Genomic DNA, 25,755 nt, shown 5'->3' with positions numbered 1-25,755 from the left:
TTTTTATTTGACGATACTGTTTCATGATATGTTGAATGGTGAGGTTTAACTTTGTTTCTGTATCATTGGTGCCTTGCCACCGGGAGGAAGTACCTCCTCCCGGCTGGACAAGGGCTTTCAGACATATGCGGCAGCTTCTGATTCCATTTCCGATAGGTCTGTTTCTTCCAGGTGGATTTCCTTTTTCCTATTCATATTGAATTGGGCCAAGATGCGGTCAAAGATGTAATAGATCACCGGCACGACCACCATGGTCAGGAACATGGAAGAGATGAGCCCGCCTATAATGGCCCAGGCCAACCCGTTTTTCCACTCCGCGCCGGCTCCGGATGCCAGGGCAATAGGAAGCATTCCGATGACCATGGCCAGCGTGGTCATGAGAATAGGCCGGAACCTGATTTCCACCGACTTGAGCAGGGCTTCCCGTACCTGCATTCCCGCAGCTTTGAGTTGGTTGGTGAAATCCACCAAAAGAATGGCATTCTTGGCCACCAGTCCCATAAGCATGATCAAACCAAGGATGCTGAAAATGCTCAAAGAGGAGGAAGTCATGGCAAGCGCCAAAAGCGACCCAATGATGGCCAGTGGAAGTGAAAACATCACCACAAGCGGATACACATAACTATCGTATAATGCCACCATGATGAAATAGATGAGCAGGATAGAGGCCATCAGTGCTATACCCAGGCTCCCAAAACCGTCTTCCTGCATTTTCATATCCCCTTCATAGCTGATGCTTACCTCCCGGGGTATGTCCAAGGCAGCTATATGTTCCTGAATTTCGGCACCTACCATTCCGGTGGTTCTCCCTGCCACCTGTGATTGTATAGTGATAGAACTGATCCTGTTTTTTCTTTCCAGTTGGCTGGGACCTTCTGAGGCAATCACGGATGCGAATTGTTTAAGACCTATGACTTCACCTTTGTCGTTGAGAAAGCTGATGTTGCTTATGTCCGCAGTGGATTTCCTATCAAATTCATCCAGACGGATATTGATGTCGTATTCATATTCCCCATCCCTGAACTTAGAATCAGTATTGCCGTTGAAGGCCACCTGCAAAGTGCCGCCTACGATATCCATGCTCAACCCCAGCTCGGCCATTTTGGCCCGGTCCACTTCCACCTTGATCTCCGGGTTGCCGGTTTCCATTGTGGTCTTGATCTTTCTGGTTCCGGGTACCTTTTCCATTTCAGTCATTATCCGGTCGGAGACATCTACTAATCTGTCGAGATCGGGGCCGGAAACGATGATCTGTATGGGGGCATCATTGGCGGTACCTGTAATGCTCACGGGAACGGCGGTGAATTCCGCTCCGAGTATGTTTTCCTCCAGTTGGATCTCCACCTTTCTCGAAAATTCAGGTGCCCTAATGTTCCGTTTATCGGCAGGCACCATGGAGACCAATATTTCCGAGGCATAGGGTGTGGCTTGCGATCCGGACATGGATCCCGTAGTCATGCCTACCGTAGTAAACAGCTCTTTCACTTCCGGAAAGCCGGCCAAATAACTTTCCACTTCCATTGTTTTGAAGTTGGTCTGCTCCAAGGTGCTTTCTTTGGGCATTTCCAGCCTGATGATGAATTCCCCCTTGTCTCCTTCGCTGATAAACTCGGACCCTATAAAGCCTTTGCCCACGAGGAAAAAGGAGGAAACAAAAAGGACAAAGGTGAGCGCCAGGGTGATGGCCTTATGGTCAAAAGACCAGGTAAGTATGCCTTTAAGCCAAGCCACAAACCTTGTCAGCAGTCCTTCAAATCCCAAAATGAGTCTTCCGAAGAGACTTTCAGAACGGAGATGTTCCAATCTGGAAAAGCGGGAGGTCATCAAGGGGATGAGGGTAAAGGCAACCAATAAGCTCATCAAAGTGGCCACGGCTACCGTGATGCTGAACTGCGTAAGGATACCCGCTATCAATCCCCCCGTCATGGAAAGGGGTACAAATACCACCACGATTACCAAGGTGATAGAAGTCACGGTGCCACCGATTTCCTTGATGCCATCATAGGAAGCTTGTGTCACTGCCTTGCCTTTTTCTATATGGCGGTAGATGTTTTCGATAACCACAATGGCATCATCCACAAGAATTCCCACTACCAGGGACAAAGCCAGAAGACTCATCAGGTTTAGGGTAAAGCCCGCCAGATACATGACCGTAAAAGTGGCGATGATGGACAGCGGTACAGCCAGCATGACAATGATGGCATTTCTGATGCTGTGAAGGAAGAGCAACATGATGACCGCCACCAGGATAACGGCAATGATAAGGTCTTTGATGACATCATTGGCTGCTTCCAGCGTGAATTCCGACGAATCCTGCGATACATCAAACTGCAGATGGGTTTCCGCATAGGTCTGTTCGAGTTCGTGGAGAAGCTTTTCCACCTTTTCGGAAACAGCCACCGCATTGGCATCGGATTGCTTCTGTATGGAAAGCCCTATGGCTGGTTTTCCGTTTACCCGTGTAACGATCTCCTCGTCCTTGAAGCTATCCTGTATTTCCGCAATGTCTTTTATCTTTACCGGCGAATCATTGGCAGTGGACACGACCAACTGACTGATTTCGGCCACATCATTGAATTTCCCTGCAAGTCTTATAAGTAACTGCTCATTCGGGTTTTTGATTTTTCCGGTTGGAAAGTCAAGGTTTGCCGAAGCGATTGCCCTGTTCACCTGTAAAGGGGAAACGCCGTACGCATCCATTTTGCTGCTGCTGAGATTTACTTTTATTTCCCTTTCCGCACCGCCGAGCATATTGACCTGGGCCACACCTTCGACCTGGGCAAGTGCCGGCTGGATTTTTTTGTCGATAAGGTCAAAGAAAGCCGCCGGGTCCAGGGAAGAAGAAACCCCCATTTGTATGATGGGCATGTCATCCAGGCTGAACTTGCCCAAAGAAGGTGGATCGGCATCATCGGGCAGGTCTCCGAGGATGGCGTTTATTTTTCTCTGGGCATCCTGTAATGCCATATCGACATCCGTACCATCAGCAAGCTCAATGGTGATAATGGAAAAGCTTTCCAAGGAGGTTGATTTCATCATATCGATCCCTTCCAGCGAAGAAAGGGCGTCCTCCAGCTTTCTGGTCAGGGAACTCTCCACCTCCGATGGCGCGGCGCCTGGATACAGGGTTGAAACAGTTACCACATTCACTGAAAATTTGGGTAGCAGTTCATATGACATCTGGCTATAGGAGAATATCCCAAGCAAAGTCAGCACAGTAAAGACCACTACCACCAGTGTAGGTCTCTTGATGGATATCTTTGTTATTTTCATATATATTTTGGTAAAATGGAATAGCTAAAAATCATCGGACGAAGAGGGATGCTTGCCTGTGACTTTTTTTCCTCTGATTTCTTCCATATATCTTAGCTATCTCCGGTCCTTGCCTTAGCGTTCTATTACAGCCACCTGGTCTTTGAGGTTGATAAGTCCCGATGTGATCAGTTTTTCCCCCTCATTAAGCCCTTCGAGTACCAGAAGTTTCTCCTCTCCCAGTTGGGACACTTTGATTTTTTTTCGAATGGCGATGCCGTCTTCCACCACGAATACTTCGGGGTTTTTCAGCCCTCCAGCAAGTGCTTTCCTGTCAATGAGCAGGGCTTCGTCCTTACCGTAGAAAAAACCGGCATAGCCATACATCCCTGGCCGAATATTTTGGTGTTTGTCTTTCAGTATGATTTCTACTTCATAATGCATGGTGGCATCACCTTTTGAGGCGATAAATACCACCTCTCCGGCAAGTTCTAGGTCAGGAAGAGTGCCGACACCTACCTTCACCTGGTCCCCTTTGGAGATGTTGATTACTTCCGCTTCGGACACTTTTATCACCAGCTTGATAAAATCTGTATTGACAATGTCTGCAATGGGCATACCCGGGCTAAGAAGCGCGCCTATCTCCAAATAATCCTGGTTGATAATTCCCGATATCGGTGCAGTAATGGCGGTATTTGAGAGTCTTTTTTGGATCATCTTAAGCTCCGCTTTGGCCATCTCCAATCCATTTTCGGCTTCCTCCAATTGTTTTTTTGTGATGGCATCCGTCCCAGACAGGTTTTGGTACCTGGCGAGATCTTTTTCGGCCTGCGCTGTTTTTATCTCAGAAACCGTCCATTCCGCATGAATGAGTTCATCGTCAAGTTTGGCGATGAGGTCCCCTTTACTGACAAAGTCTCCCTTCCTTTTGTATATGCTGACTACTTTTCCACTCGCTTCAGACTGGAGGTTAAGTTCCTGGTTGGGCTGGAAAGTCCCGTTTGCGGTGAAGGTTATGCTATAGGGGGATTTGCCCACGGTTTCCGTTTTAACAGGGATATATTTGCTGGTCTGCATGGCTGATTCGGCCTTGGCACTCATTTCCTTTTTGTTGGAAAAGAGGGTGTAACCTATCCAAACGGCAAGTAAAGCCAGCAGTGCAGGTGTGATGAGTTTTTTCATGTCTTGTCTGTTTTTTTTAGGCTTGAGGCCTTCATTTTATGGATTTTTAAAAGTTCTCAGTTGATAAGGTTCTTGATATTGCCCGTGGATTTCAGCAGATCCGCTTGAGCGGTTTTCACATTGACGGCTTGTCTGTAATAGGCAGAACGGGCTTCTCTCAGTGCCAGCTCGGAATCCAAAAGGTCCGTAAGAGGGGCCATCCCCTCCTTATATAGGCCTTCCGTTTGTGCAAACACCTGCTCGGAGAGTGCGAGGTTGTCCTTCTGGGCCAGAAGGCCCTTCAGGGAATTGTTCATTTTTTTGGTAGCGTTGAGGTATTCTGCGTTAACGGTTTCTCTCATGACCCTTTCATCCCACTCCAGTTGCTCGGAGGTGACTTTAGCCTGGGCTATTTTGTTCTTTCTTTGGAAACCGTCAAACACAGGAATATTGAGTTGAACCCCCAAAAGCGTTCCCCTGTACCATGTATGGCTTGCAGCCAGGAAGTCAAAACGGTTGGAAAAAGCATTGTAGTTCAGGTCCATAAACGCTGCCAATGTGGGGTAATAACCCGCCATGGTGTTTTTGATATCCAGCTTGTTCAGTTCCTTTCTTTTGTCCATCACCTTCAGGTCATACCTGTTGGATATGTCCGCATCAAGGGTGATGGATTGGTAAACCTTGCTGTTAAGATCCAGTCCCTCAGGGGCCAGTTTCACGGGAAGGTCTACAGGAATGCCCATCAGGATTTTGAGATAGTTGGTCCTCTGCTCAACACCGATTTCGAGGTTGTCCATCTCGGTTTCCAGCGTGGTCATGTTCACTATAATCCGGTTCAGGTCAATTCTTCTGGCCAGATCGTTGTCCACCTGGGATTGGATGATGGTTTTAAGGCGGGAAAGCTTGTCATGGTTTGCTTTCAGGCTTTCCATCTGAAGCTCCGCCGCCATGACATTGTAATAGTTCATGACCACATCATAAATGACATCGTCTTCGGTTTGTAAGGAAAGAAAGTGATAGAATTCCTCCGCCGTATGGGCCGCTTTTAATCCTACCAGATAAGATTGGCTATATACCAATTGGGTCAGTTCCAATCCCCCTCTTACACTTTGGGGGACGCCAAAAGCAATTACGTTAATCTGGTTGGGATCAGCGTCCGGATCAAAAAGCCCTCCCGGAATACCTTGGGGATAGATGTCCAGGAAGTTGTTGTAGTTGCCATAGGCTTTCAACTGGGGCAAACCGGAACCTATGATTTCCTTTTTCTGAAAACGGGCCGATCTTTCATCCAGCCGGGCTTTCTTTATAGATGCGTTGTTTTCCAATGCAGTCTTGACACAGATCTCCAAGGTAAGTACCTCACCCGCTCCGCCGTCAGGAAGGTTCTGAGCGGGTAGCGTGCTTATGCCAAAAAAGCAAAAGGCCAAAATGCTTAAGATGTTTTTTCTCATGTGACTATTATATATCAGACATTTAGTTTAAATAGTTCAGTTTTATTTGAACTTATAGAAATAATAAAATACCGAAGTGAATCGGCATAGGTTTTTCGGGCTGGTGTAGAAAGTACTATGCAGCAACTAACGGAAAACTATTTCTGTTTGTTCAGTAATTACTGAACTTTTTTTAACAAAGCTGGTTTTGTGATCAAAAGGCCATCAAAAAGGGATCGCGTCAATGATGAACAGATGGGGATTGAGTGAAAAATAATGGCTAAATTGGCCGATGAACGATATGCAACAGATGACACTGAACGAAAAACAGAAGGAAATTATCGAAAAGATAGGCGTGTTGCTTGATTCTCAGGGTATGCAGCCCGCCCTAGGCAGAATCATGGGTATGTTAATGGTAGTTCCCGATGCCGAAGCGACATTTGAGGAGATACAGGAAAACCTGTCCCTTAGCAAAAGTGCGGTGAGCTACGGCATCAATATCCTACTGAGTTTGAACAAAATCGTATACAAAACAAAACCCGGTCAGAGGAAACGGTACTTCAGGATCAATATATCCAATTGGGAAGAGGACATGAGATGCAAATTCGATGCAGCCCTTGGATTTGAGGAGTTGATCAATGAAATCATAGCGGTACGCGGCAACGAGGTGCCGGAATTCAACGATGTCCTCAGGGAGCTCCAGGATTTCATGTGCTTCCTGAAACGGGAGATTCCTGTCCTGATTAAAAAATACAAGAAGATAAAAGGCCTTAAAGAAGGCCCCTTATAATCTCTTCAACCCAAGTGCCGTCTTCCAATAATTCGACAGGTATTTGCTAATACCTCAGCGCGGTTTCCAAAAAAGGACCCGTCTCCGGTAGGGTAGTGGGGTTTGGATTCCCTCCGCATCCGGAGGGAAATCCGTGAACCCACCGGCGGGGGATACAAGTACCATAAGTTGCCCCATGTCATTTATATATCCTCGGAAGAGGGGACCAGTCTGGCTTTAAGATCCGGATCCTCCATATCTTTGTCGAAGGGAAACATGGGTCTGTTGATCCTTTTAAAAGGAAGGTTTTCCAGGTCCTGATCAACGCCGCCGGGAGTTAAGGCCATTACCCAGTCTGCCCTCATATCATAAAGTTCCGGTACCAAATAGCCGATTTTTACAACCACGATGTCGGTTTTCCTGGGGTTCAGGCCCAGCCTCGTAAAATCAACTTCTCTGTGATAGGGTTTACGTTTCTTGGTAACGATCACGGACACGCTCCCTATCTTCACCACCACTTCGGTTTCTGCATGCCGGTCCCCGTGTTCAATGGCTTCCACTGTACCTGACAACCGTATCGGAGGGGCAAAACGGTCGTCTACTGCCGCGCCTGCATGCGCGTCAATTTTCCCCCCTATACCTGCTTCCATGGCTTTTTCTACCAATTCCGGCCCCGGTATAGAGGCATAAATAAGAGAAGGGCCGTTTTCGGATTTAAATTCGGGACGGGCGAGGATTTCTTTTAAAGTCCAGGTTACATCTCCTGCTCCTCCGGCTGTAGGATTATCCCCCATATCACTGATCATGAAGGGCTTATTATCGGAAGCAATTGCCTTATCAAGACTTTCGGCCAACGTAGCAGTGGGGGCAATGAATTCAAATTCCGATCGGACTTCCCAAAAACTGCTTGCCAGGTCCTCAGCAGTATGGGTTACCTTCTCTTGATCATCTCCGGTGACCATCACCACGGCATGGTTACGGGGTTCGTCAGCCCATGCATATCCTACCCAGATCGCAGCATCGACGATACCCTCCTGATCTGCAGCCGGATAAACTTTGGCATACAGGCTTTTTCCGGGATCCACCCTTGTACTTGTTTTTTCTCCGGGTAAAAGAATCGGCACCGGGATCCAGGCTTTAAAAGCAGGTTTGCCTTTGCCGCTTTCTATTCTGGACAGCAGGTTGTCCACTGCCCGCTTTTTTGATTCCAAAGCATCTTCATGGGGTGCCATCCGGTAACAGGTGATCAGGTCTGTGTTCTGCGCCAATCGCCACGAGACATTTCCATGCAGATCCATGCAGGTAGAAATAATGGTATTTTTACCCACGACTTCACGCACCCTGATGATAAAATCACCTTCCGGATCATCCATGCCTACTACACTCATGGCACCATGGATATCAAAAAAAAGACCATCATACGGGCCGTTTTTTTCCAGCAGATCAAGTGTTTTTGCTACCAGTGATTCATATGCTTCTCTGGTAACAATGCCTCCCGGTAATGCCTGCCCCCTTAACGTTGGAACCCAACGCGCACGCTTCCGGTTCAGCGAGTCAGGAGATAAAAACGGGTATAATGAATAAATTTCATCCCCCGTTTTGGCATGAAAAGCTTCCTCATGGGTGAGTGCCGGCGAAAATGTGCTTGACTCTATGCCTAATCCTGCAATGGCAATGCGGGGAAGATCCGCCTGTCCATCGGGGGATTGTCCGCAGCCCACCAAAAGAGCCGATAAAGGAATAAATACGATACTGAAGATTATTTTTTTCATATGATTATATTTTGTTTTTCAGCGGCCATATGGAACCAAGCCTATTATAATCATCTCTGTGTGTGACGTCATCGTCATGCTTGGTTTCATATGATTATAATTTTTTCTCAATAGGCCATATGGAATCTCGCATGTCTTATAATCTGTGTGTCGCTTGCGTCATGCTTGGTTTCATGTTCTCCATCTGTTATGCAGTGTTGAATAGGCTGCCGTCTTTTGACAACAGGATATCATCCAAAATAGGATAGGGCAGTGCGACAAATCATCTGCCCTATCGGGGGCATAATAATACTAAAATTCAACCAATATCGGTTTAATAATTTGGAACAAATAGTTTCTGACCATACCCTCAGCTCCTTTATGAGAATATTTTCTGCCTCTTCCATATACATGTGCTTATCCTAATGAAGGGAATAGCTATTTTTTTTGCATCTTAATAAAGGATAAACCCTGATTGTCCTATCTGTCTTTCAACCCCCTGATCTCTGTCTGCATTTCCCTTACCATCCGCATCAACTGCTGCAGGTCCGTTTCCGGTTCGGGGATCTCCCGGCTGGTATAGGCATAAAACCTCCATATTTCCAGCACCTCCGCCGTGGATACGGTATAGGGTTCAAACAAAGGGTTCAGGGACCTCAGCAGTACCGTGCCGTCGGTGTTTACGGTCACCAGCTTGAACACAAAATCCTGCTCTCCTTTCAGAATGACCACACAGGGAGTGCCTGGACTGATTACCGTCCAATCCGCCACATACTGTGCAATGATATCGGCATGCTCCGGCACGGGAAGCATGGAATCCCCACTTGTGGGAAAGATGCGGTAGGTTCCCTGTGGGGGCAGGTTTGGCAGGGAAAATTTGGGTAGGCCCGCAATAAACTCGGGATCGTTGTAGCCGGCCATATAACCTGCTTTGGCTTTTACCGGTACATACTCCACGTTCTCGTTGTTGTCCCTGTCCACACTGATGGCCAGCACACGGAGGTTGCCGCCTTTGAGATAGACATCATTGCCCGCTTCCAGTTCCCGCAGCTTCAACTCTCCTAAGCGGGATAGATCCACCTTGATCAGGCTGTCAATGCTTATCCCGAAAAATTCGGAGATGCGGACAAAATCCTCCGGAGAAGGGGCCTTCGTCTGCCCCGATTCCAGAGCATTTACTTTCGACCGTGTGAGGGAAAGCTTTCCAGCCAGTTCCTGCTGGGTTAATTGGCGGCGCTCCCGGAGAAATTTCAGGTTGCCCGCAAAAAAAAGCTTTGACTTTTCCATTTTTATTTGATATTATTATAGTCACTGATATGACATGATTAGTGTCAAATATAAGAATTTAATGAACACTAGGAAATAATCCATGGAAAAAAATGAGAGGATACGGCAGTTGAAGGAGAAAATCATGGAGCTTGAGGGATTCTATACCCCTTCCGAGGGACATCGTCTCCCTTTTGGACTCGGGCCACTTGAATCCGCATTTCCCAGAGGTATATTCCCCATGGGTGCCATACATGAGTTTATCAGTCCGGGAATGGCAGAGACCGCTTCTACAAACGGGTTCATCGCGGGACTCCTGAGCGTGCTCATGCAAAAAGGCGGCTTCTGCTTATGGGTCAGCAACCGACGCACCCTATTCCCGCCCGGTCTGAAACAATTCGGGGTCGAGCCTGACAGATTTATTTTCATTGATGCGAAGAAAGAAAAGGATGTCCTCTGGACGGTGGAACAGGGGTTAAGGTGCGAGGCATTGGCTGCGGTGGTAGGTGAATTGAAGGAAATCAGCTTTGCCGAATCCCGGCGGCTGCAGCTTGCGGTGGAAAGCAGCAGGGTCACAGGGTTCCTCCACCGCCATCAGCCCCGGAATGAAGGTACCCTGGCCTGTGCCACCCGATGGAAGATCATGTCCATGTCCAGCAAAACGGAAGAAGGGATACCCGGCGTGGGTTTTCCCAGATGGAGGGTGGAACTGGTAAAGGTGCGGAACGGAAGGCCCGGCGTATGGCAACTGGAGTGGAAGGAGGGGGCTTTCCGGTATATCCCATTCAGCAAGGGATCGGGCGAAGCGAAAAAGAAACAGCGATATGCATAGCCGTTTTCTGTCCATATGGTTCCGTCACCTGACCACGGACAGGTGGGCGATCAAGCGGCCGGAGCTAAAAGGCGAGCCTTTTGTGTTGGCTGCCCCCGAGCGGGGCAGAATGATGGTCAAGGCTTCCAGCCCGGAAGCAACATCCGAAGGGATATATACAGGCATGGTGGTGGCTGATGCCCGGGCTATACTTCCCGCCCTTAGGGTGTTTACAGATGACCCGGGGTTGAAAGACAGGCTGTTGAAGGCCCTTGCCGAATGGTGTCTGCGCTATACACCCGTGGCGGCAACCGATGCTCCCGACGGTCTTATCCTTGATATTACGGGCTGCCCCCACCTTTGGGGAGGAGAACAACCTTATCTGGAAAACATTACTGCCACCCTTAAAAGCAAAGGATATCATGTCCGGGCTGCCATCGCCGACACCATCGGCACGGCATGGGCGATAGCGAGGTACGGAAAGTCCGGATTGATCGTGGAACCGGGAGAGCAACGGGAAGCCCTGCTGCCCCTTCCTCCCACGGCCCTTCGCCTAGAGCCAGGTATCCTCCAACGTCTGGAAAAGCTCGGTTTTCATCATATCGGCCAATTTATCGATATCCCTTATCAGACCCTGCGCAGACGTTTTGGGGAAGCTTTATCCCACAGGCTCGACCAGGCATTGGGCACCGGACATGAACCGTTGCAGCCCATACAGCCTCTCCCTCCTTACCGGGAAGAGCTTCCCTGCCTGGAACCTATCCGCACGGCAACAGGGATACGGATAGCGCTGGAACGTTTGTTGAAATCCCTGTGCAAAAGGCTGTCGAAGGAGGGTATGGGCATGCGTACGGGGATTTTCAGAGGACATCGTGTTGATGGCAAAACCGAAGAGATCAGCATCGGTACCAGCAGGGCATCCCATAGCGGCACCCACCTTTTCAGATTGTTTGAGCTGAAAATACCTTCTATAGAGCCTGGCTTGGGAATAGAGCTATTCACCTTGGAAGCCCCCATAGTAGAACCTGTACCCGAAGTCCAGGAGGCAATCTGGCATACTCCCGGCAACAACCGTACGGCCATAGCGGAACTGCTGGACAGGGTGGCGGGCAAGACAGGGATGCAGTGTATCCACCGCTACCTGCCACAGGAACACCACTGGCCGGAACGCTCGGTAAAGGCAGTATCTTCCCTGGACATCCAACCGGACACGGAATGGCAATCCGGGCTACCCAGGCCACTGCACCTCCTGCCCGAACCCGAGCCCATAGAAGTGATGGTGCCTCTGCCGGATTACCCGCCTCTGCATTTCCGGCACAAAGGAAAGGTTATCCGGATTGCCCGGGCGGATGGACCGGAAAGGATAGAACAGGAATGGTGGCTCCAAACAGGGCCACCCAGGGATTATTATGCTGTGGAAGACGATAACGGGGCCCGTTACTGGCTGTTCCGGCTGGGACTATATGGTGACGGAAAACCCCAATGGTTTTTACACGGGTTTTTTGCTTGACAAAACCAAAGCATCATGAATTATAGGGAGTTACAGGTGACCACGAATTTTTCTTTTCTCCGGGGCGGTTCGCACCCTGAGGAAATCATTCACCAGGCGGTACGGCTTGGCCATAGGGATATTGCGGTTACTGACCGCAATACGTTGGCAGGCATTGTACGGGCACATGCGGCGGCAAGGGGCAGGGACATCCGCTTTATCCCTGCTTGCCGCCTTGACCTGCTGGACGGCCCCAGCTTGCTGGCTTACCCTACAGACAGGGATGGCTACAGCAGACTTTCCTCCTTACTGACCACAGGGAACCTGCGGGCGGAAAAAGGGGAATGTCACCTGTATAAAGCAGATGTTTACAGCTCTGCCAAAGGGATAAAGTTCATCGCGGTACCGCCTGCCACACTCAATGCGGATTTTCATTTCGATCAGGATTTTGTTAAGGCCATGGAAGAATACGGGGAGGCTTTGGAAGACAGCCTGTACGTAGGTGCTTCGTTTACCTATGGCGGTAACGATCATAAAAGGCTGTTCCGGATTTCGCAACTGGCAACCCGGTTGGGCATTCCGATGGTGGCCACCAATGATGTGCATTATCATTCGCCCGAACGGAGGGAATTGCAGGACGTGCTCACCTGCATCCGTGAAAAATGCACGGTCCAAAGCGCCGGGTTCCGGCTCCACCCCAATGCCGAGCGTTACCTGAAGCCGGGGGATGAAATGCAACGCCTGTTCCGGGAATATCCCGATGCCATCCTCCGCACCCGGGAAATCGCAGAAGCTTGCCGGTTCTCGCTGGATCAGTTGAAATACGTCTATCCCGAAGAGATCACCAGCGAGGGGCGTACCCCGCAGGAAGAACTGGTCCATCTGACCTGGCGGGGAGCCAGAGAGCGGTTTGGGGAGAGCATACCTGACCATATCGGGAAAATCATCCATTACGAACTGGAATTCATGGAGCGTAAAAACTACGCTTCCTATTTTCTCACCGTTTACGATTTTGTCCGCTTTGCCCGGCAAAGAAACATTCTCTGTCAGGGACGCGGTTCCGCCGCTAATTCGGTTGTCTGCTACTGTCTGGGCATCACTTCTGTGGATCCTTCCAAATTTAAGCTGCTTTTTGCCCGTTTCATGTCGGATGCCAGGGATGAGCCGCCTGATATCGATGTTGATTTCGAACACGAGCGGCGGGAAGAGGTGATGCAGTATATTTATAAAAAATACGGCCGTGACCGTGCGGGCATCGTGGCCACCGTCACCCAGGTGCACTGGAAGGGAGCAGTCCGGGATGTGGGGAAAGCCATGGGGCTTTCCGTAGATGCCGTGGACAGGCTTTCCAAATCCGGTTATGAATTTACGGAGGCTTGGGCGGAAGGCAAAGCCGCTTCCTCTCAAGGTTTCGATCCCCGGGACACCCATCTGCTCAAAGTGTTGGAACTTACCCGGCAGTATATGGGCTTTCCCCGGCAGCTTGGCCAGCACACCGGGGGCTTTGTCATTACGCAGGATAAGCTTTCCGATCTGTGCCCCATCCTGAACGCCCGCATGGAAGACCGGACCTGCATTGAATGGAACAAGGACGATGTGGATGCCTTGGGTTTCCTGAAGGTGGATGTTTTGGCCTTGGGCATGCTCACCTGCATCCGTAAGGCATTTGAATTGGCCAGAGCGCATTATGGACTTGATCTTACCCTGGCCAATGTCCCTCAGGATGATCCGAAGGTCTACGAAATGATCAGTCATGCCGATACCTTAGGAGTGTTTCAGATTGAGAGCCGGGCACAGATGTCCATGCTCCCAAGACTGAGGCCAAAGAACTTTTACGATCTGGTGATTGAGGTGGCCATTGTGAGGCCCGGGCCCATCCAGGGCGATATGGTGCATCCCTATCTGAAAAGACGCAATGGGGAAGAGCCCATAGAATATCCCTCGAAGGAACTCGAAGATATATTGGGCAGGACGCTGGGGGTGCCTTTGTTCCAGGAGCAGGCCATGGAAATCGCCATTGTGGCGGCAGGGTTCACCCCCGCCGAAGCGGACGGGCTGCGCCGGAGCATGGCCACCTTCAAAGCCAAGGGACAGGTCAGCCAATATGAAAAAAAGTTGGTGGAAGGGATGAAGGCCAATGGCTATACTGAAGCGTTCGCCAAGCGGGTGTTCAAGCAGTTGGAGGGCTTCGGGAGTTATGGCTTTCCCGAAAGCCATGCCGCCAGCTTTGCGCTGCTGGTATATATTTCCTCATGGATCAAATGCTATTACCCCGATATATTCGCCGCTTCCCTGTTGAACAGCCAGCCCATGGGCTTCTACCGCCCCGCACAGATTGTGATCGATGCGCAAAGACACGGCGTGGAAGTGAGGGCCGTGGATGTGAATCATTCCTGTTGGGATAACACCCTTGAGGAGCAGGGGGGGAACTACCGGGCTGTGCGTCTTGGTTTCAGACAGGTGAAAGGTATCCCCGAGGAAGAGGTGCAACTGTTGGTTTCCGGCAGGGTAAAACCCTATCGGCGCATCATAGAACTGGCAAATGCAGGCATTTCCCAAGCTGCCCTGGAAAGACTGGCGGATGCGGATGCATTCCGTTCCATGGGCCTTGATCGCAGGCAGGCGCTCTGGGAGGTATCGGCACTGGACGACCGTCCCATCGGGATTTTCAAAGGGCAGTCATGGCAGGATGCTGCAGAGGAAAAAATCATTTTGCCACCCATAGCCCCAATGGAGCATGTTATACAGGATTATGCGGCCACCACGCTTTCGCTGAAGGCCCATCCGGTAAGCTTCGTCCGGGAGAGGCTGGATCAACTGCATGTCACGCCCACGGCGGGGTTGGCTTCGATGGCAAACGGGGCCTTTGTCAAGGTCTGTGGGTTGATCACCGTGCGGCAACGTCCAGGCACGGCGAAAGGTGTGTTGTTCATCACGGTAGAAGATGAAACGGGATTTGCCAACCTCGTGGTATGGAGCAAAACATACGAAAAATACAGGAAGGTGATCCTCCAATCCAGGCTCCTTATGGTAACGGGTAAACTACAGGTGGAGGGAGAGGTTATCCATGTGGTGGTCCGGTCCTGCCACAACCTGACAGGTCTGGTGCAACTGGCCACGAAAGGACGAGATATAGGTTCCGTCCATGCCCCGGCACATGCCGGAAAAAAAGGAACAACAGGTGCGGAAAATCCGCTGGGCAAGAAAACGGTGCAGGGGGAACTATTCCCTTCCAGGGATTTCAGGTAGCCAGGACTTACAGAAATTGCGTATCTTTCAGCAAGGTTGGGTTTGGGTCAATTTTCCTCAATACCTTCCGTATTTTTGATTATTTCCCGTTCGGATTGGTTTTGGAAACTGCTTTCATATTAAGACAACCTATAAATGAGCCATTTTAAAGACATATTGAAAGGTGACGACAGGCGTTCAATCGGCATGGCTGACCAAGTTGTTGAACACGTAAACGATCAACAAACCTTTGATGAACTGTTTAGGGAATTTTACAACACCGACCGAATGGTTGTCATGCGGGCTGCCGATGCCATCGAAAAAATAACCCTGAGAAAACCGGATTATCTGAAAACACACAAAGATGATATCCTCATGTTGTGCCACAGAGCAGAGTACATTGAGTTAAAATGGCACCTGGCATTATTGGTATCCCGGCTTGACTTGACAAAAAAAGAAGCGGCCAACGTTTGGAACACGCTGACAAATTGGGTAACCGACAAAAAAGAAAGTAAAATAGTAAGAGTAAACGCTTTGCAGGGCCTTTATAATATTTTGCAAAGTAACAAAGAGTTAACAGAGGACTTTAGGCTAATATTGCAGGAAGTTGAACGGGAAAATATACCTTCAATTAATGCAAGGATTAGAAAGCTAAAAAACGCCGGCCGCTAGTCGGGCAGACAGGGGGCTTTAAGTCCGGACTGTGGGCAGTCATTGGTTCGTGAAGCGTTTTTTCCCGGCGGGTGTTTTTATAGTTGTCATGCCCGGTTTCTTCCATTTAAAAGGAGATGCATTTTGATCTGGCATAGATTTGGCAATAATGGTTCTCTTAGAAGTTAAACTTTTAATAAATACTTGTGAAATGCATATTGAATAAACCTTCTTTGTTATGGGATTAGAACTCATCATGTTTGTTGTGATAGTGTTATTGGCAGGCTTTATATGGCTGGGGTATATAGGTTGGAAAAAGAGGAAGGAAAGAGATCAATCAGGGCCGGATCATAAAAACAAAACCCCATAGATGTCTTGGTTTCCGGGTATGGCCCCTTTTTGTCTGGTGGGTGTCCTGAACGGGATGGGGAAGGATTCGGATGGATTGTTGTATCTGACAGGCAACAGGGTGAGTGGGGAAAATCCCAAAATGGGATATCTCAGCAGATATGGGGGATGATGGTTCACAACACACCTTGATTCCAGGCGTTGGCTCCACAATGGACACATTTTTTAAGTTGGGCATGTCTGTTATTTTCTTTGTAACCACAGTTTCCGCATATGATCAACTCCGTGGTTTGTTGTTCCTTTTTGAAATCTTCATCCCATTCCGGGATGATGGAAAGGCCGGGCATGGGTGTGTCGTTGATGATAAGGCTGAATGATCCATTTGCCTCGAAATATAACCTTTTCACTTCTCCCAAGTGAGTGAGGCCCTGTGATCGCAATTCGGCAAACAATCTTTCCCGCGTCACCCTGGATTTTTTCATGCTTTTATACCGTAAAACGCCGTCCTCAACCAAAATTGCCATGTCACCTTGGCTATAGGTTTCAAATTTCTGGCTTTTTGCAGCCCATAAAGTTATCATTCTGGTCACTGAAACCACCACAACAGCAATGACGGCTGCGGGTAAAAGGCCCCTTTCGGGGGTCTGCAATGGGACACCGATGGCAGCGGCCAAAGAAACCATAGCAGCCATTTCTATCCTGCTGAGTTGGGAAGCCATCCTTTGGCCAAGTAGGCGCATGGATGACATAAGCAAAAAGTAGATAAAGGCAATTCTGAAAATGATTTCTATGTAAAAGTCAAAGTTGGCCTCTCCAATTATAATTCTTTGGATATCATCTAAATGTATCGGGTATTCCTCCATATCGGTTGGGGTTGTTTGTGGTTCCGTTATTCTCCCTGAGCCTCAAAACAGAAAGTATATGTTTTTTAAATAAGGGAATCTTGAGGTAGATTAGAATGTAGCTTTTTTCCACTGTTGATTATTGCATATTTTACAAACCGGATTGGGTTGGGCAGGTTTTTCCGAATACCCACAATTCAGACAAGCAATATATTCAACTTCCTCTTTGTTTTTGGAATCAATAAGATCTGCATCTGAAGAAGGCAGGATAGAAAGCCCGGCCCTCTTTTTTTCAAACTCATAAATGCTGAAAAGACCGTATGATTCCAGGTACACCCTTTTTACTTTACCTAAATTAAGAATATTTTTATTACGCAATGCGGAATACAGTTGATGCTTCGATATTCTGGCTGATCTCAGATTTTTATTTTGAATGATGCCGTCCTTGACCAATATGGTGGCTTTTCCCTGGGTCCAGAATTCAAGTTTTGGTTTTTTGAATTCGTAGAGGTTGAGCCCGCGGTGAAAGAACAATATCCCTGATAAAATGATGATCCCTTGTAACAGCCCCCTGTCCGGAGTTTGCATGGGCACAGCCAGTACCGCACCTAAAGTCAGCATCACAGCCAATTCAGTAAAGGTTAACATGCCGCCCATCCGCTTTCCAATCAGACGTAAAAAGACCAAAAGAACCAGAAAGATAATAAGCGTACGCAGAAGTGTTTCTATGAGAAATTCTGCCGGTGCCTCTCCCAACAGTATCCGTTCAATGTCGGTTATATCTATTTCTTCTTTTTTCATGTGTTTATATTTTCTTTTCAATGGTCACAACACGTCCCACACCCGGGCCGGGATAGCTTAGACACAACCAAATTCCACTCCCCAACCACGACAACAAAGACAACAAAGACAACCACCACAAAACAGTAAAATCGTCCCCTTCCTCAGGTCCTCCAATTTTCATGTGTTTATAATTGTTTTTCATCGGCCATAACCTGTCCCACCTCAGGTCGGGATAGCTTGCCTCATATGTTTTATAATTATTCCAGTGTGTGTGTCGTTTGCGTCATGCTCGATTTCATATAAGCAGATTCAGCCGGAATTTAAAGCGGTTATCTTCATTGTATTTCCACATCCGATTCAATTGGTTATTATTTTTTTAGAACCTCACCAATATATGATTTTGATTTGATAATTTATAATTATTTGTATCCAATTATGTATATTTTGTGTTACAGATTGTATAGATTATGTTACAGGCGTTTCAGTTTGCCCGGACACATGGGTAAGCAGGTGTTTAAATAACCGCGAATGTACGCTTTAGGCTGCTTTTATGGAATTACTTTCCGGTCGGCTTCCGGCTGGAACAGTTTTTGGAAATTCATTCAGTGATAATCATTCACAATGTCTGTGGAATGGATTATCTGATTCTTGTTTTTAAATAATTATTAACACTAAACCAAATTATTATGAATGAGCAACAGAAAGAAGGCAAAGTAGCGAAAACTATAGAGCATCAGACCGCCAAAATCCCATCTGACGTTTATTTATGGACTTCCATGACTTCAATGGGTGTTTCCCTGACGTTGAAATTATTAGGGAAAGACAAATTGTCTTTGTTTGTAGGTCAATGGGCAGCGCCCTTTTTACTGATGGGTATCTACAATAAAATCGTCAAAACAGAGGGCTCGGATTAATTTCTGGGCTTCTGCCTTTCGGTAAATCCAAGTCGTATAAGCTGATCGGCAATATGTTTTGGCGGTCATGGCATTGACGGTTAGGGGTTTGCTGAAGGCAAATGATCTGATTTTCAATTAAAATCCCATTAAAATGTCAAATATCAATCCGGCAAAAAATCCGCAGGAAAAATACGAACAGCCGCCATATCCTGAACAGGAGCAGGAGGTTCCGGGCACTGAGGAGGCACTTCAGCCTAAAGCAGATCACGGGGAAATGACCTATAAAGGGTCCGGGAAACTGGCGGGAAAGAAAGCCGTGATTACGGGAGGTGACTCAGGAATAGGCCGTGCCGTTGCCATTGCTTTTGCCCGTGAAGGCGCAGATGTGATGATATCCTATTTGAGTGAAGATGAAGATGCCAAGAAGACGCTCTCCTATATCGAGGAGGCGGAAAGAAAAGCGGTGAGCGTCAAAGGGGATATAAGCGAGGAATCCCATTGTAAGGCAATTATCCAAAAAGCAGTGGATGAATTTGGAAGGATAGATATATTGGTGAACAACGCTGCTTATCAGATGGCCAGGGAATCCCTGGAAGAATTATCCAGTGAGGAGTGGGATTATACGTTTAAGACAAACATATATGCCATGTTTTACTTGTGTAAGGCCGCTAAACCTCATATGCCACCCGGAAGTGCCATCATCAATACCACTTCTGTAAACGCTTATGACCCTAAACCTATTTTGGTAGCTTATGCAGCCACCAAGGGGGCGATACAGAATTTTACGGCCTCGATGGGGCAATTGCTTGCCGACGACGGGATCCGTGTGAACTGCGTCGCTCCAGGCCCGGTATGGACGCCTTTGATACCGGCAACGATGCCAGGTGAGGCAGTAAAAAACTTTGGAAAAAATACCCCTATGAAACGGGCTGGCCAACCGGCTGAACTGGCAGCTGTATATGTATTGTTGGCCTGCGATGACTCCAGTTATATGACGGGATCAACGGTCCAGGTAACAGGGGGAACACCTACTATTTGAGTGACATATTGTGTGATATAGGGTCTATATAGAATATAGGGACTCCCTGAGTAGGGGTTCCCTATATCCCTTTTATGTCATCGATGGATGGGTTTTATGGATGGTGGGTGCGGAGCCAGTGGTAGCCGTAAGGTTTGACGGAAATCCTAAGATTTCCATCTTCCGGGATAACAGTGATTTTGTCGGTGATTAAATCCAGGAGTTTTTCGGTTTCTTCCATTTTCAATGACACTTCCTGTGTTTCGGGCGCGAAATTATGTATGGTAATGGTGGTTTTTTCATTGAAGGAATATTTCATGGCCAATACATGATCAGATCCCGTATCCAGTATTTCCCAGTCTCCCAGCCCTATTTCCCCGCATTTTTTTCGCAAATTAATCATCTGGATGGTCCAATTGAGAAAGGAATTTTCATCTCTTAATTGGTCCGAGACATTCACCTGATGGAAGCTAAAAGGCCCCTCCTCAATGATAGGTCTAAAAGGTTCTTCTGCCGATGTAAATCCCGCGTTTTTTTCATTCGACCATTGCATGGGTGTACGGACAGCTATCCTTTCCTCAAGACTTAAATCATCCCCCATTCCTATTTCGTCGCCATACCTGATTACCGGGGAACCCGGCATCGAAAACATAAGGCTATATGCGAGTTCCAGGTGGTTTCTGTTGTCAAGCATAGGTGCTAATCTCCGGCGTATTCCCCTGTCATACAGTTGCATGTTTTTATCAGGTCCAAATTTGTTGAAAACCAGTTGCCGTTGTTGCTCTGAAAGCCTTCCCAAATCCAATTCGTCGTGATTCCGTAAAAAATTGGCCCATTGGGCGGATGGTGGGATTTCACGCGTAGCCTGCAGGGCGTTTGAAAGCACCTGGAATTCCTCACTGGCAAGTGCCAAAAAAAGGTGTTGGTTAAGGTAAAAGTTGAACATCATATGCAAACCATCACTTTTTTCACCAAAGTATTTTTGATTTTCTACGGGAAGGACATTGGCTTCTCCCAATAATATGGCGTTTCCTTTTCTCCACTGGAGGTATTTTCTCATATTGTACAGGATGTCAAAATCCTCAGTACTTTCTTCATGTCCGTTTAGATGTTGTTCCAGGATGAATGGAACAGCGTCCAGTCTGAACCCGTCGATATTTTGATTTAACCAGTAGCCGATAATTTTTCTGGCTTCAAGCCGTACTTCGGGGTTGGCGTACTTAAGATCCGGTTGGAAGCTGTAGAACCTATGAAAGTAATATTCCCGGGCCTCTTCGTCGAAGGACCAGGTGGAATTCTCCACTCCTGGAAAAACCATACCTTTATCCCAGTTTTCAGGCAGTGTTGAGGACCAGATGTACCAATCCCTGTATGGAGATTCCTGATCTGATCTTGCTTTTTGAAACCAAGGATGTTCGATAGAAGTATGATTCAGAGGCAGATCCATGACAACTTTTAAACCCCGCATTTGGGCTTGATGGATAAAATCAGCAAAATCTCCGGGCGAGCCGTATTCGGAATTGATCCCGTAGAAATCGGTAATATCATAGCCGTCATCCCTGCCGGGAGACGGTTGAAAAGGCGAAAGCCAGATGGCATCAATCCCCAAAGTTTCCAAATAATCGAGCTTTTGGATGAGGCCCTGAAAATCTCCGATGCCGTCTCCGTCCGAATCATAGAATACAGCTATTTCCAGGTTGTAAAAAACCGCCTGCGTGTGCCAGTATTCGTTTTTTAAATTTTCCTGCCCAGGTACCGGTAATGGTACCTGAAGAAGGAGGAATAACAGAAGTACTCTGCATATCAAGATCATATTCCACTATGGTTTTATTCCTCTTACACAGGGGGCTTGAAGTCATTTTACAAGGTCTTGTCGGCCATTTTTTGGGTGGAAGATTCAAATCTAAATGGTTGATTGAAATTCCATATTGAATGGCCAATGTATTTAATGGAGTAAATCCTCTTGGGAAACGGGTTTGGGGTTTGTCATGATTGCGACCAGAATTTCACCTAAGCCAATGACAAGGTGTGGGACGAAAACCATATCTGCGAATCCAAATATCCACGGTGACAATGCCAAAAATGCTCCTGCAGCAAAATCCATGACCAAATGGGTTCTCATATCCATAAGTTTTATCATGCCCAATTCATAGTTGGTAAAAAGGCTGTAAAGAATGGTTCCGGCTCCTAGTATAATAGGTAGCCAACTTTCGGCTCCGCCAGCATAAAAATTAAAAAGCCAGGGAGAGGCAATGAGTAAAATACCTACCAAATAATCCAAATAACCATGTGCTTTTCGACTAATTATTTTCATGATTTTACATTTTAGTTGGTTAAATTTTCCTGATATAAACCCAATGCCATACCATTTTTCACAAAAAGCTGGATAAACACATAGGAGGTGGTTTAAAGATGAAGAAATCACTGTTTTTTTAATGATGATTCAGTTATTTTCAGTGTCCTGCAGGAAAAACAACAAACATTCCGGTTCTTTTTGGTTACATAGTGTTTCTTTTAACGGTCTGGTTTCCTGTCGGGGCTTGGTTTATTTTTCTTTTTTGTTGTCAGTTTGATGGGTTGGAGTCCCTGATAGGCCGGTCCCTCTAAAACTTCTCCTGAGGCCGAAAACCTGCTCCCATGACAGGGACAGTCCCAGCTTCTTTCTTCGCCGTTCCATCTGACCTGACAGCCCAAATGCGGACATATGGCGGAAACGGCAACCATGTTTCCTGAAGGTTCTCTGTATGCAGCCACCGTTCTGCTGTCGATATGTGTTATCTTTCCGTCTCCGGGCTTTATATCATGGAAAGCTTTTTCGTCCACGGGCGCGAAAGCTGTTTTTGCTAAGTTGGAAAGGACCCTCACGTTTTCCTTGGCGGTTCTTTTTGCTGATGCAAAAAAGGTTAATCTGCTGGGGTTATAGATATCTATGTATGGGTTAGGGTTCCCCATAATCATATCGGCTATCAGCGTTCCAGCTACCGTTCCATATACCAGGCCATCTGCCGAAAATCCGGTGGCGATATAGATATTGCTTTCGGTCAAGCTGGTTCCTATATAGGGGAGGTGGTCGGCAGGTTTGTAATTTTGGCCTGCCCATAAACACTCAAACTGATCAATGTCAAAGTGATTTTTGAGATAGACCTGTAAATTATTGATTCTATCGGAGTTTGAGGAAGTGTTTCCTGTAAGATAGGGATCTCCCAGGACAATGACATAAGCTTTGTTTTCACCATGATAAGATCTCACGGAGAATTTTCTGTTGTCTTGTAGATGCCAATAAATTCCAGGGTCAGGGGATTTTTGTTTTACTTTTCCAGCCAGAGCGAATTCCCGAAACGTTTCCATTTTGGCATGTGCCCCGTACACCCCTTTAGGGGTATGCGTTGCCATGATCACTTTTTCAGCCTTTATCATTTCTTTAGAGGTTTTGAGGACCGAGCTCTGACCTTTTTCAACATCCAGCACCTGGGTGTTTTCATAAATGCTGCAATTGTTATCGGTGATGATGGAGGCGAACTGCTGTAGGTATTGCAAGGGGTTGAATTGTGCCTGGTTTTCCAGTGCGAGCATGGAGGTATATTGATAGGGGAAGTTGGGGGCTTCATTTTGGATTTTCAGTCCGGCATGGTCCAATGCACGCGTTTCCCTCTCTATTTTCTTTTGATGATTTTTATCCTCTTGGGTGGAAAAAAGGTAAAAAGGGACTCTTTTAAAACCACAATCCATTCCGAACAGTTTGATGTTTTGCTCTATGGCATCAATAGCCTTTATCCGTGACAACGTAACCAGTTGCCGGATATGGAAGTTGTGTTTGTCATCCATTGAATGGGTGCTTTCATCTACCGGTGCGTATAGGTTTCCGGTGGAATGGCCGGTGGTGCCTGCTCCTATCTGACTTTGCTCCAGTACGGCGACCTTCATTCCGGCTTTGGCCAGGTGATAAGCTGCCGTAAGTCCGGTAATTCCGGCTCCGATGACGGCTACGTCCACGCGCAAATTTTTGGACAAGGAAGGAAAGGTTGTGGCCTCTTTCCATGATGGCCATAAAGGCTTATACGGTATTTCGTTTTTTGTCATGATGAATTTGGATTGATGACCACCTAGGTTTTGCAAATATTGAACCATCTGAACTTCATCTTCCGCTCCGAAAGTTATTGGCATGAAAAGTGGCTTATTTACTGCTAAAATAATTGACGATGCAAAAGACTGTTACGGAAAAACAAGAAACCCCTCCACCCATTGGGGTGAGATATACCTCGAATGGCTGCCAGGTAGGCGTTTGGGCGCCTTTTGCAGATAAAATACAGATTAAGATAAAAGATAAGCCCTCTTTGACTGCACTTGAAAAACGGAGGAAGGGATACTGGTATGGACATCTGGAAGATTTGTTGCCGGGAGACTGCTACAAATTCATTATAGACGAAAAGGAGGCGTATCCGGATCCGGCTTCACTTTCCCAACCGGAGGGAGTACATTCTTGGTCTCAAGTGATTGACCACAGCGCTTTTCAATGGACCGATGGAGATTGGCGCCCGGCAGATCTCAAAAAGATGATCATCTATGAGCTTCATGTGGGCACCTTTTCGGAGGCGGGGACATTTGATGGCGTAGTAGAGAAATTGGACTATCTGGTGGATTTAGGGATCAACGCTATCGAATTAATGCCGGTTTGTTCATTTCCGGGAGAAAGAAATTGGGGATATGATGCGGTATATCCTTATGCAGTTCATGAAGGGTACGGCGGTGTCACCAAATTGAAACAATTAGTGAACGAATGTCATCGAAATGGGGTCGCTGTTTTATTGGATGTAGTATATAACCACTTAGGGCCGGAGGGAAATTATCTTTCTAAATATGGTCCTTATTTCACTTCAAAATATAAAACGCCCTGGGGAGATGCCGTAAACTTTGACGACCGGTACAGTGATGAAGTCCGGGAATATTTTATTCAAAATGCGCTGATGTGGTTGAGGGATTATCATTTTGACGGACTTCGGCTGGATGCGGTACATGCCATATATGATCAGCGGCCGGACCATTTCTTAAAATCCCTTGCCATGCGTATCCGCGACCTGGAGCAACAGTCGGGAAAAAAATATACCCTGATCGCGGAGAGCGACCTCAATGACATGAAAATGATTAAGCCGCCCACACACGGCGGTTATGGATTGGATGGGGTGTGGGCGGATGATTTTCACCATTCGGTACATACGCTGGTGACGGGGGAAAAAAACGGCTATTTAAAGGATTATGGAGAGGTAGATCAGATGAAGAAAGCGTTTCAGCAGGGGCTGGTGTATGACGGGATATACTCCAATTACCGGAAAAAGACCGTGGGCAGTAGTCCCGCGGATGTCCATCCGTCACAGCTGTTGGTATGTATACAGAATCATGATCAGATCGGAAACAGAATGCTTGGCGAACGTCTTGTCAGTCTGGTTTCTTTTGAGGAAGTCAAACTTATGGCGGGTATTTTATTGCTTTCCCGGTTTACGCCCCTTCTTTTCATGGGAGAGGAGTATGGCGAAACCCATCCTTTTCAATATTTTGTCAGTCATGGCGATGAAGCGCTCATCAAGGCGGTTCAAAGGGGAAGAAAAGGTGAATTTGAGGATTTTGGATGGGAGGGAGAGGCACCTGATCCTCAGGCATATGCGACATATGGCATTTCCAAACTGAGTTGGAATATTCAGGATTTCCCTCAGCGGAAGGCGTTGCTCCACTATTATAAAACTTTGATTTTTTTAAGGAAAGCCGGTGTTTTTGAAAGTTTTAGAAAAAAAACAATAAATCTCCGGCCGGGGATTTCCCAAGAAGAAGTATTGATTTTCTGTGGCGGGGAGAGTGAGAGGCTGTTTGTGGCTTTTAATTTTTCTTCCGATGGACAGGAAATCCATGCGCCTGCCAGTCCCGGAGGCTGGTCAAAAATTCTTACCTCAGCGGCTCCCTTATGGCTGGGAGCCTATGAAGCACCTGATTTTATAAAAGGACAAGGAGACCTGTTTATCCCGCCATGTTCACTTATACTGTATGAAAAAACGTTATAAATATAAATGG

The 25,755-nt window shown here is 47.2% G+C and carries 19 protein-coding genes; 9 read left to right on the top strand and 10 right to left on the bottom strand.

The genetic code is table 11. The features are described 5' to 3' along the window. Nucleotides 1-117: 117 nt before the first annotated feature. The 3 genes from ACFPFU_RS15785 to ACFPFU_RS15775 all read right to left on the bottom strand — a co-directional run bounded on the left by ACFPFU_RS15785 (nt 118) and on the right by ACFPFU_RS15775 (nt 5,864). Nucleotides 118-3,273, bottom strand: a complete 3,156-nt coding sequence (locus ACFPFU_RS15785; protein WP_377065746.1) for an efflux RND transporter permease subunit — start codon at nt 3,271-3,273, stop codon at nt 118-120. Between the two features lie 114 nt (nt 3,274-3,387). Next, nucleotides 3,388-4,434, bottom strand: a complete 1,047-nt coding sequence (locus ACFPFU_RS15780) for an efflux RND transporter periplasmic adaptor subunit (protein WP_377065745.1) — start codon at nt 4,432-4,434, stop codon at nt 3,388-3,390. A gap of 56 nt (nt 4,435-4,490) precedes the next feature. Then, nucleotides 4,491-5,864: a TolC family protein gene (locus tag ACFPFU_RS15775; protein WP_377065744.1), complete on the bottom strand. Its 1,374-nt coding sequence runs from the start codon at nt 5,862-5,864 to the stop codon at nt 4,491-4,493. A 280-nt stretch (nt 5,865-6,144) separates the two neighbouring features. On the opposite strand from ACFPFU_RS15775, the gene ACFPFU_RS15770 reads away from it, so the two are divergent. After that, on the top strand, nt 6,145-6,633 hold the full coding sequence (locus ACFPFU_RS15770) for a GbsR/MarR family transcriptional regulator (RefSeq protein ID WP_377065743.1): 489 nt from the start codon (nt 6,145-6,147) through the stop codon (nt 6,631-6,633). 182 nt (nt 6,634-6,815) lie between these two features. On the opposite strand, the gene ACFPFU_RS15765 is transcribed toward ACFPFU_RS15770, so the two are convergent. Both ACFPFU_RS15765 and ACFPFU_RS15760 read right to left on the bottom strand, forming a co-directional pair. After that, nucleotides 6,816-8,384: a M81 family metallopeptidase gene (locus ACFPFU_RS15765; RefSeq protein ID WP_377065742.1), complete on the bottom strand. Its 1,569-nt coding sequence runs from the start codon at nt 8,382-8,384 to the stop codon at nt 6,816-6,818. 459 nt (nt 8,385-8,843) lie between these two features. Further along, a complete protein-coding gene (locus ACFPFU_RS15760) occupies nt 8,844-9,650 on the bottom strand; it encodes an XRE family transcriptional regulator (RefSeq protein WP_377065741.1) in 807 nt (268 codons plus the stop codon). 82 nt (nt 9,651-9,732) lie between these two features. Between ACFPFU_RS15760 and ACFPFU_RS15755 the strand changes: the two genes are divergently transcribed. From ACFPFU_RS15755 to ACFPFU_RS15735, 5 genes are all read left to right on the top strand, one after another. Then, the gene (locus ACFPFU_RS15755; protein ID WP_377065740.1) at nt 9,733-10,461 is read left to right on the top strand and encodes an ImuA family protein; all 729 of its coding nucleotides are present in this window, start codon (nt 9,733-9,735) and stop codon (nt 10,459-10,461) included. Further along, nucleotides 10,454-11,950 carry a Y-family DNA polymerase gene (locus tag ACFPFU_RS15750; RefSeq protein ID WP_377065739.1) on the top strand — a complete coding sequence of 499 codons (1,497 nt, stop codon included), beginning with the start codon at nt 10,454-10,456 and terminating at the stop codon, nt 11,948-11,950. Before ACFPFU_RS15755 ends, ACFPFU_RS15750 begins: the two co-directional genes overlap by 8 nt. Before the next feature lie 15 nt (nt 11,951-11,965). Next, nucleotides 11,966-15,178 (top strand): error-prone DNA polymerase, encoded by a 3,213-nt coding sequence (locus ACFPFU_RS15745; protein WP_377065738.1) that lies wholly within the window; start codon nt 11,966-11,968, stop codon nt 15,176-15,178. 135 nt (nt 15,179-15,313) lie between these two features. Then, nucleotides 15,314-15,829 (top strand): hypothetical protein, encoded by a 516-nt coding sequence (locus ACFPFU_RS15740; protein ID WP_377065737.1) that lies wholly within the window; start codon nt 15,314-15,316, stop codon nt 15,827-15,829. Between the two features lie 349 nt (nt 15,830-16,178). After that, nucleotides 16,179-16,328 carry a hypothetical protein gene (locus ACFPFU_RS15735; protein ID WP_377065736.1) on the top strand — a complete coding sequence of 50 codons (150 nt, stop codon included), beginning with the start codon at nt 16,179-16,181 and terminating at the stop codon, nt 16,326-16,328. A gap of 4 nt (nt 16,329-16,332) precedes the next feature. On the opposite strand, the gene ACFPFU_RS15730 is transcribed toward ACFPFU_RS15735, so the two are convergent. Together ACFPFU_RS15730 and ACFPFU_RS15725 are read right to left on the bottom strand one after the other, a co-directional pair. Continuing rightward, nucleotides 16,333-17,019, bottom strand: a complete 687-nt coding sequence (locus ACFPFU_RS15730) for a DUF421 domain-containing protein (protein ID WP_377065735.1) — start codon at nt 17,017-17,019, stop codon at nt 16,333-16,335. Nucleotides 17,020-17,109: 90 nt separating this feature from the next. Then, complete coding sequence (locus ACFPFU_RS15725) at nt 17,110-17,799, bottom strand: DUF421 domain-containing protein (protein ID WP_377065734.1); 690 nt, start codon at nt 17,797-17,799, stop codon at nt 17,110-17,112. A gap of 668 nt (nt 17,800-18,467) precedes the next feature. Between ACFPFU_RS15725 and ACFPFU_RS15720 the strand changes: the two genes are divergently transcribed. Continuing rightward, nucleotides 18,468-18,695 (top strand): hypothetical protein, encoded by a 228-nt coding sequence (locus ACFPFU_RS15720; protein ID WP_377065733.1) that lies wholly within the window; start codon nt 18,468-18,470, stop codon nt 18,693-18,695. 133 nt (nt 18,696-18,828) lie between these two features. After that, nucleotides 18,829-19,716 (top strand): glucose 1-dehydrogenase, encoded by an 888-nt coding sequence (locus tag ACFPFU_RS15715; RefSeq protein WP_377065732.1) that lies wholly within the window; start codon nt 18,829-18,831, stop codon nt 19,714-19,716. Between the two features lie 94 nt (nt 19,717-19,810). On the opposite strand, the gene ACFPFU_RS15710 is transcribed toward ACFPFU_RS15715, so the two are convergent. From ACFPFU_RS15710 to ACFPFU_RS15700, 3 genes are all read right to left on the bottom strand, one after another. After that, complete coding sequence (locus ACFPFU_RS15710) at nt 19,811-21,508, bottom strand: alpha-amylase family protein (RefSeq protein WP_377065731.1); 1,698 nt, start codon at nt 21,506-21,508, stop codon at nt 19,811-19,813. Between the two features lie 132 nt (nt 21,509-21,640). Then, on the bottom strand, nt 21,641-22,120 hold the full coding sequence (locus tag ACFPFU_RS15705; protein WP_377065730.1) for an SPW repeat domain-containing protein: 480 nt from the start codon (nt 22,118-22,120) through the stop codon (nt 21,641-21,643). An 89-nt stretch (nt 22,121-22,209) separates the two neighbouring features. Continuing rightward, a complete protein-coding gene (locus ACFPFU_RS15700; protein WP_377065729.1) occupies nt 22,210-23,775 on the bottom strand; it encodes an FAD-dependent oxidoreductase in 1,566 nt (521 codons plus the stop codon). 119 nt (nt 23,776-23,894) lie between these two features. On the opposite strand from ACFPFU_RS15700, the gene treZ reads away from it, so the two are divergent. Beyond that, nucleotides 23,895-25,745: a malto-oligosyltrehalose trehalohydrolase gene (treZ, locus tag ACFPFU_RS15695; RefSeq protein ID WP_377065728.1), complete on the top strand. Its 1,851-nt coding sequence runs from the start codon at nt 23,895-23,897 to the stop codon at nt 25,743-25,745. Nucleotides 25,746-25,755: the final 10 nt, after the last annotated feature.

Origin of the sequence: Negadavirga shengliensis (genome assembly GCF_042652345.1) — a bacterium.
GTDB classification, from domain to species: Bacteria; Bacteroidota; Bacteroidia; order Cytophagales; family Cyclobacteriaceae; genus Negadavirga; species Negadavirga shengliensis.
Note: the sequence above shows the minus strand (reverse complement) of the source record. Positions and strands in the feature narration are given on the sequence as shown.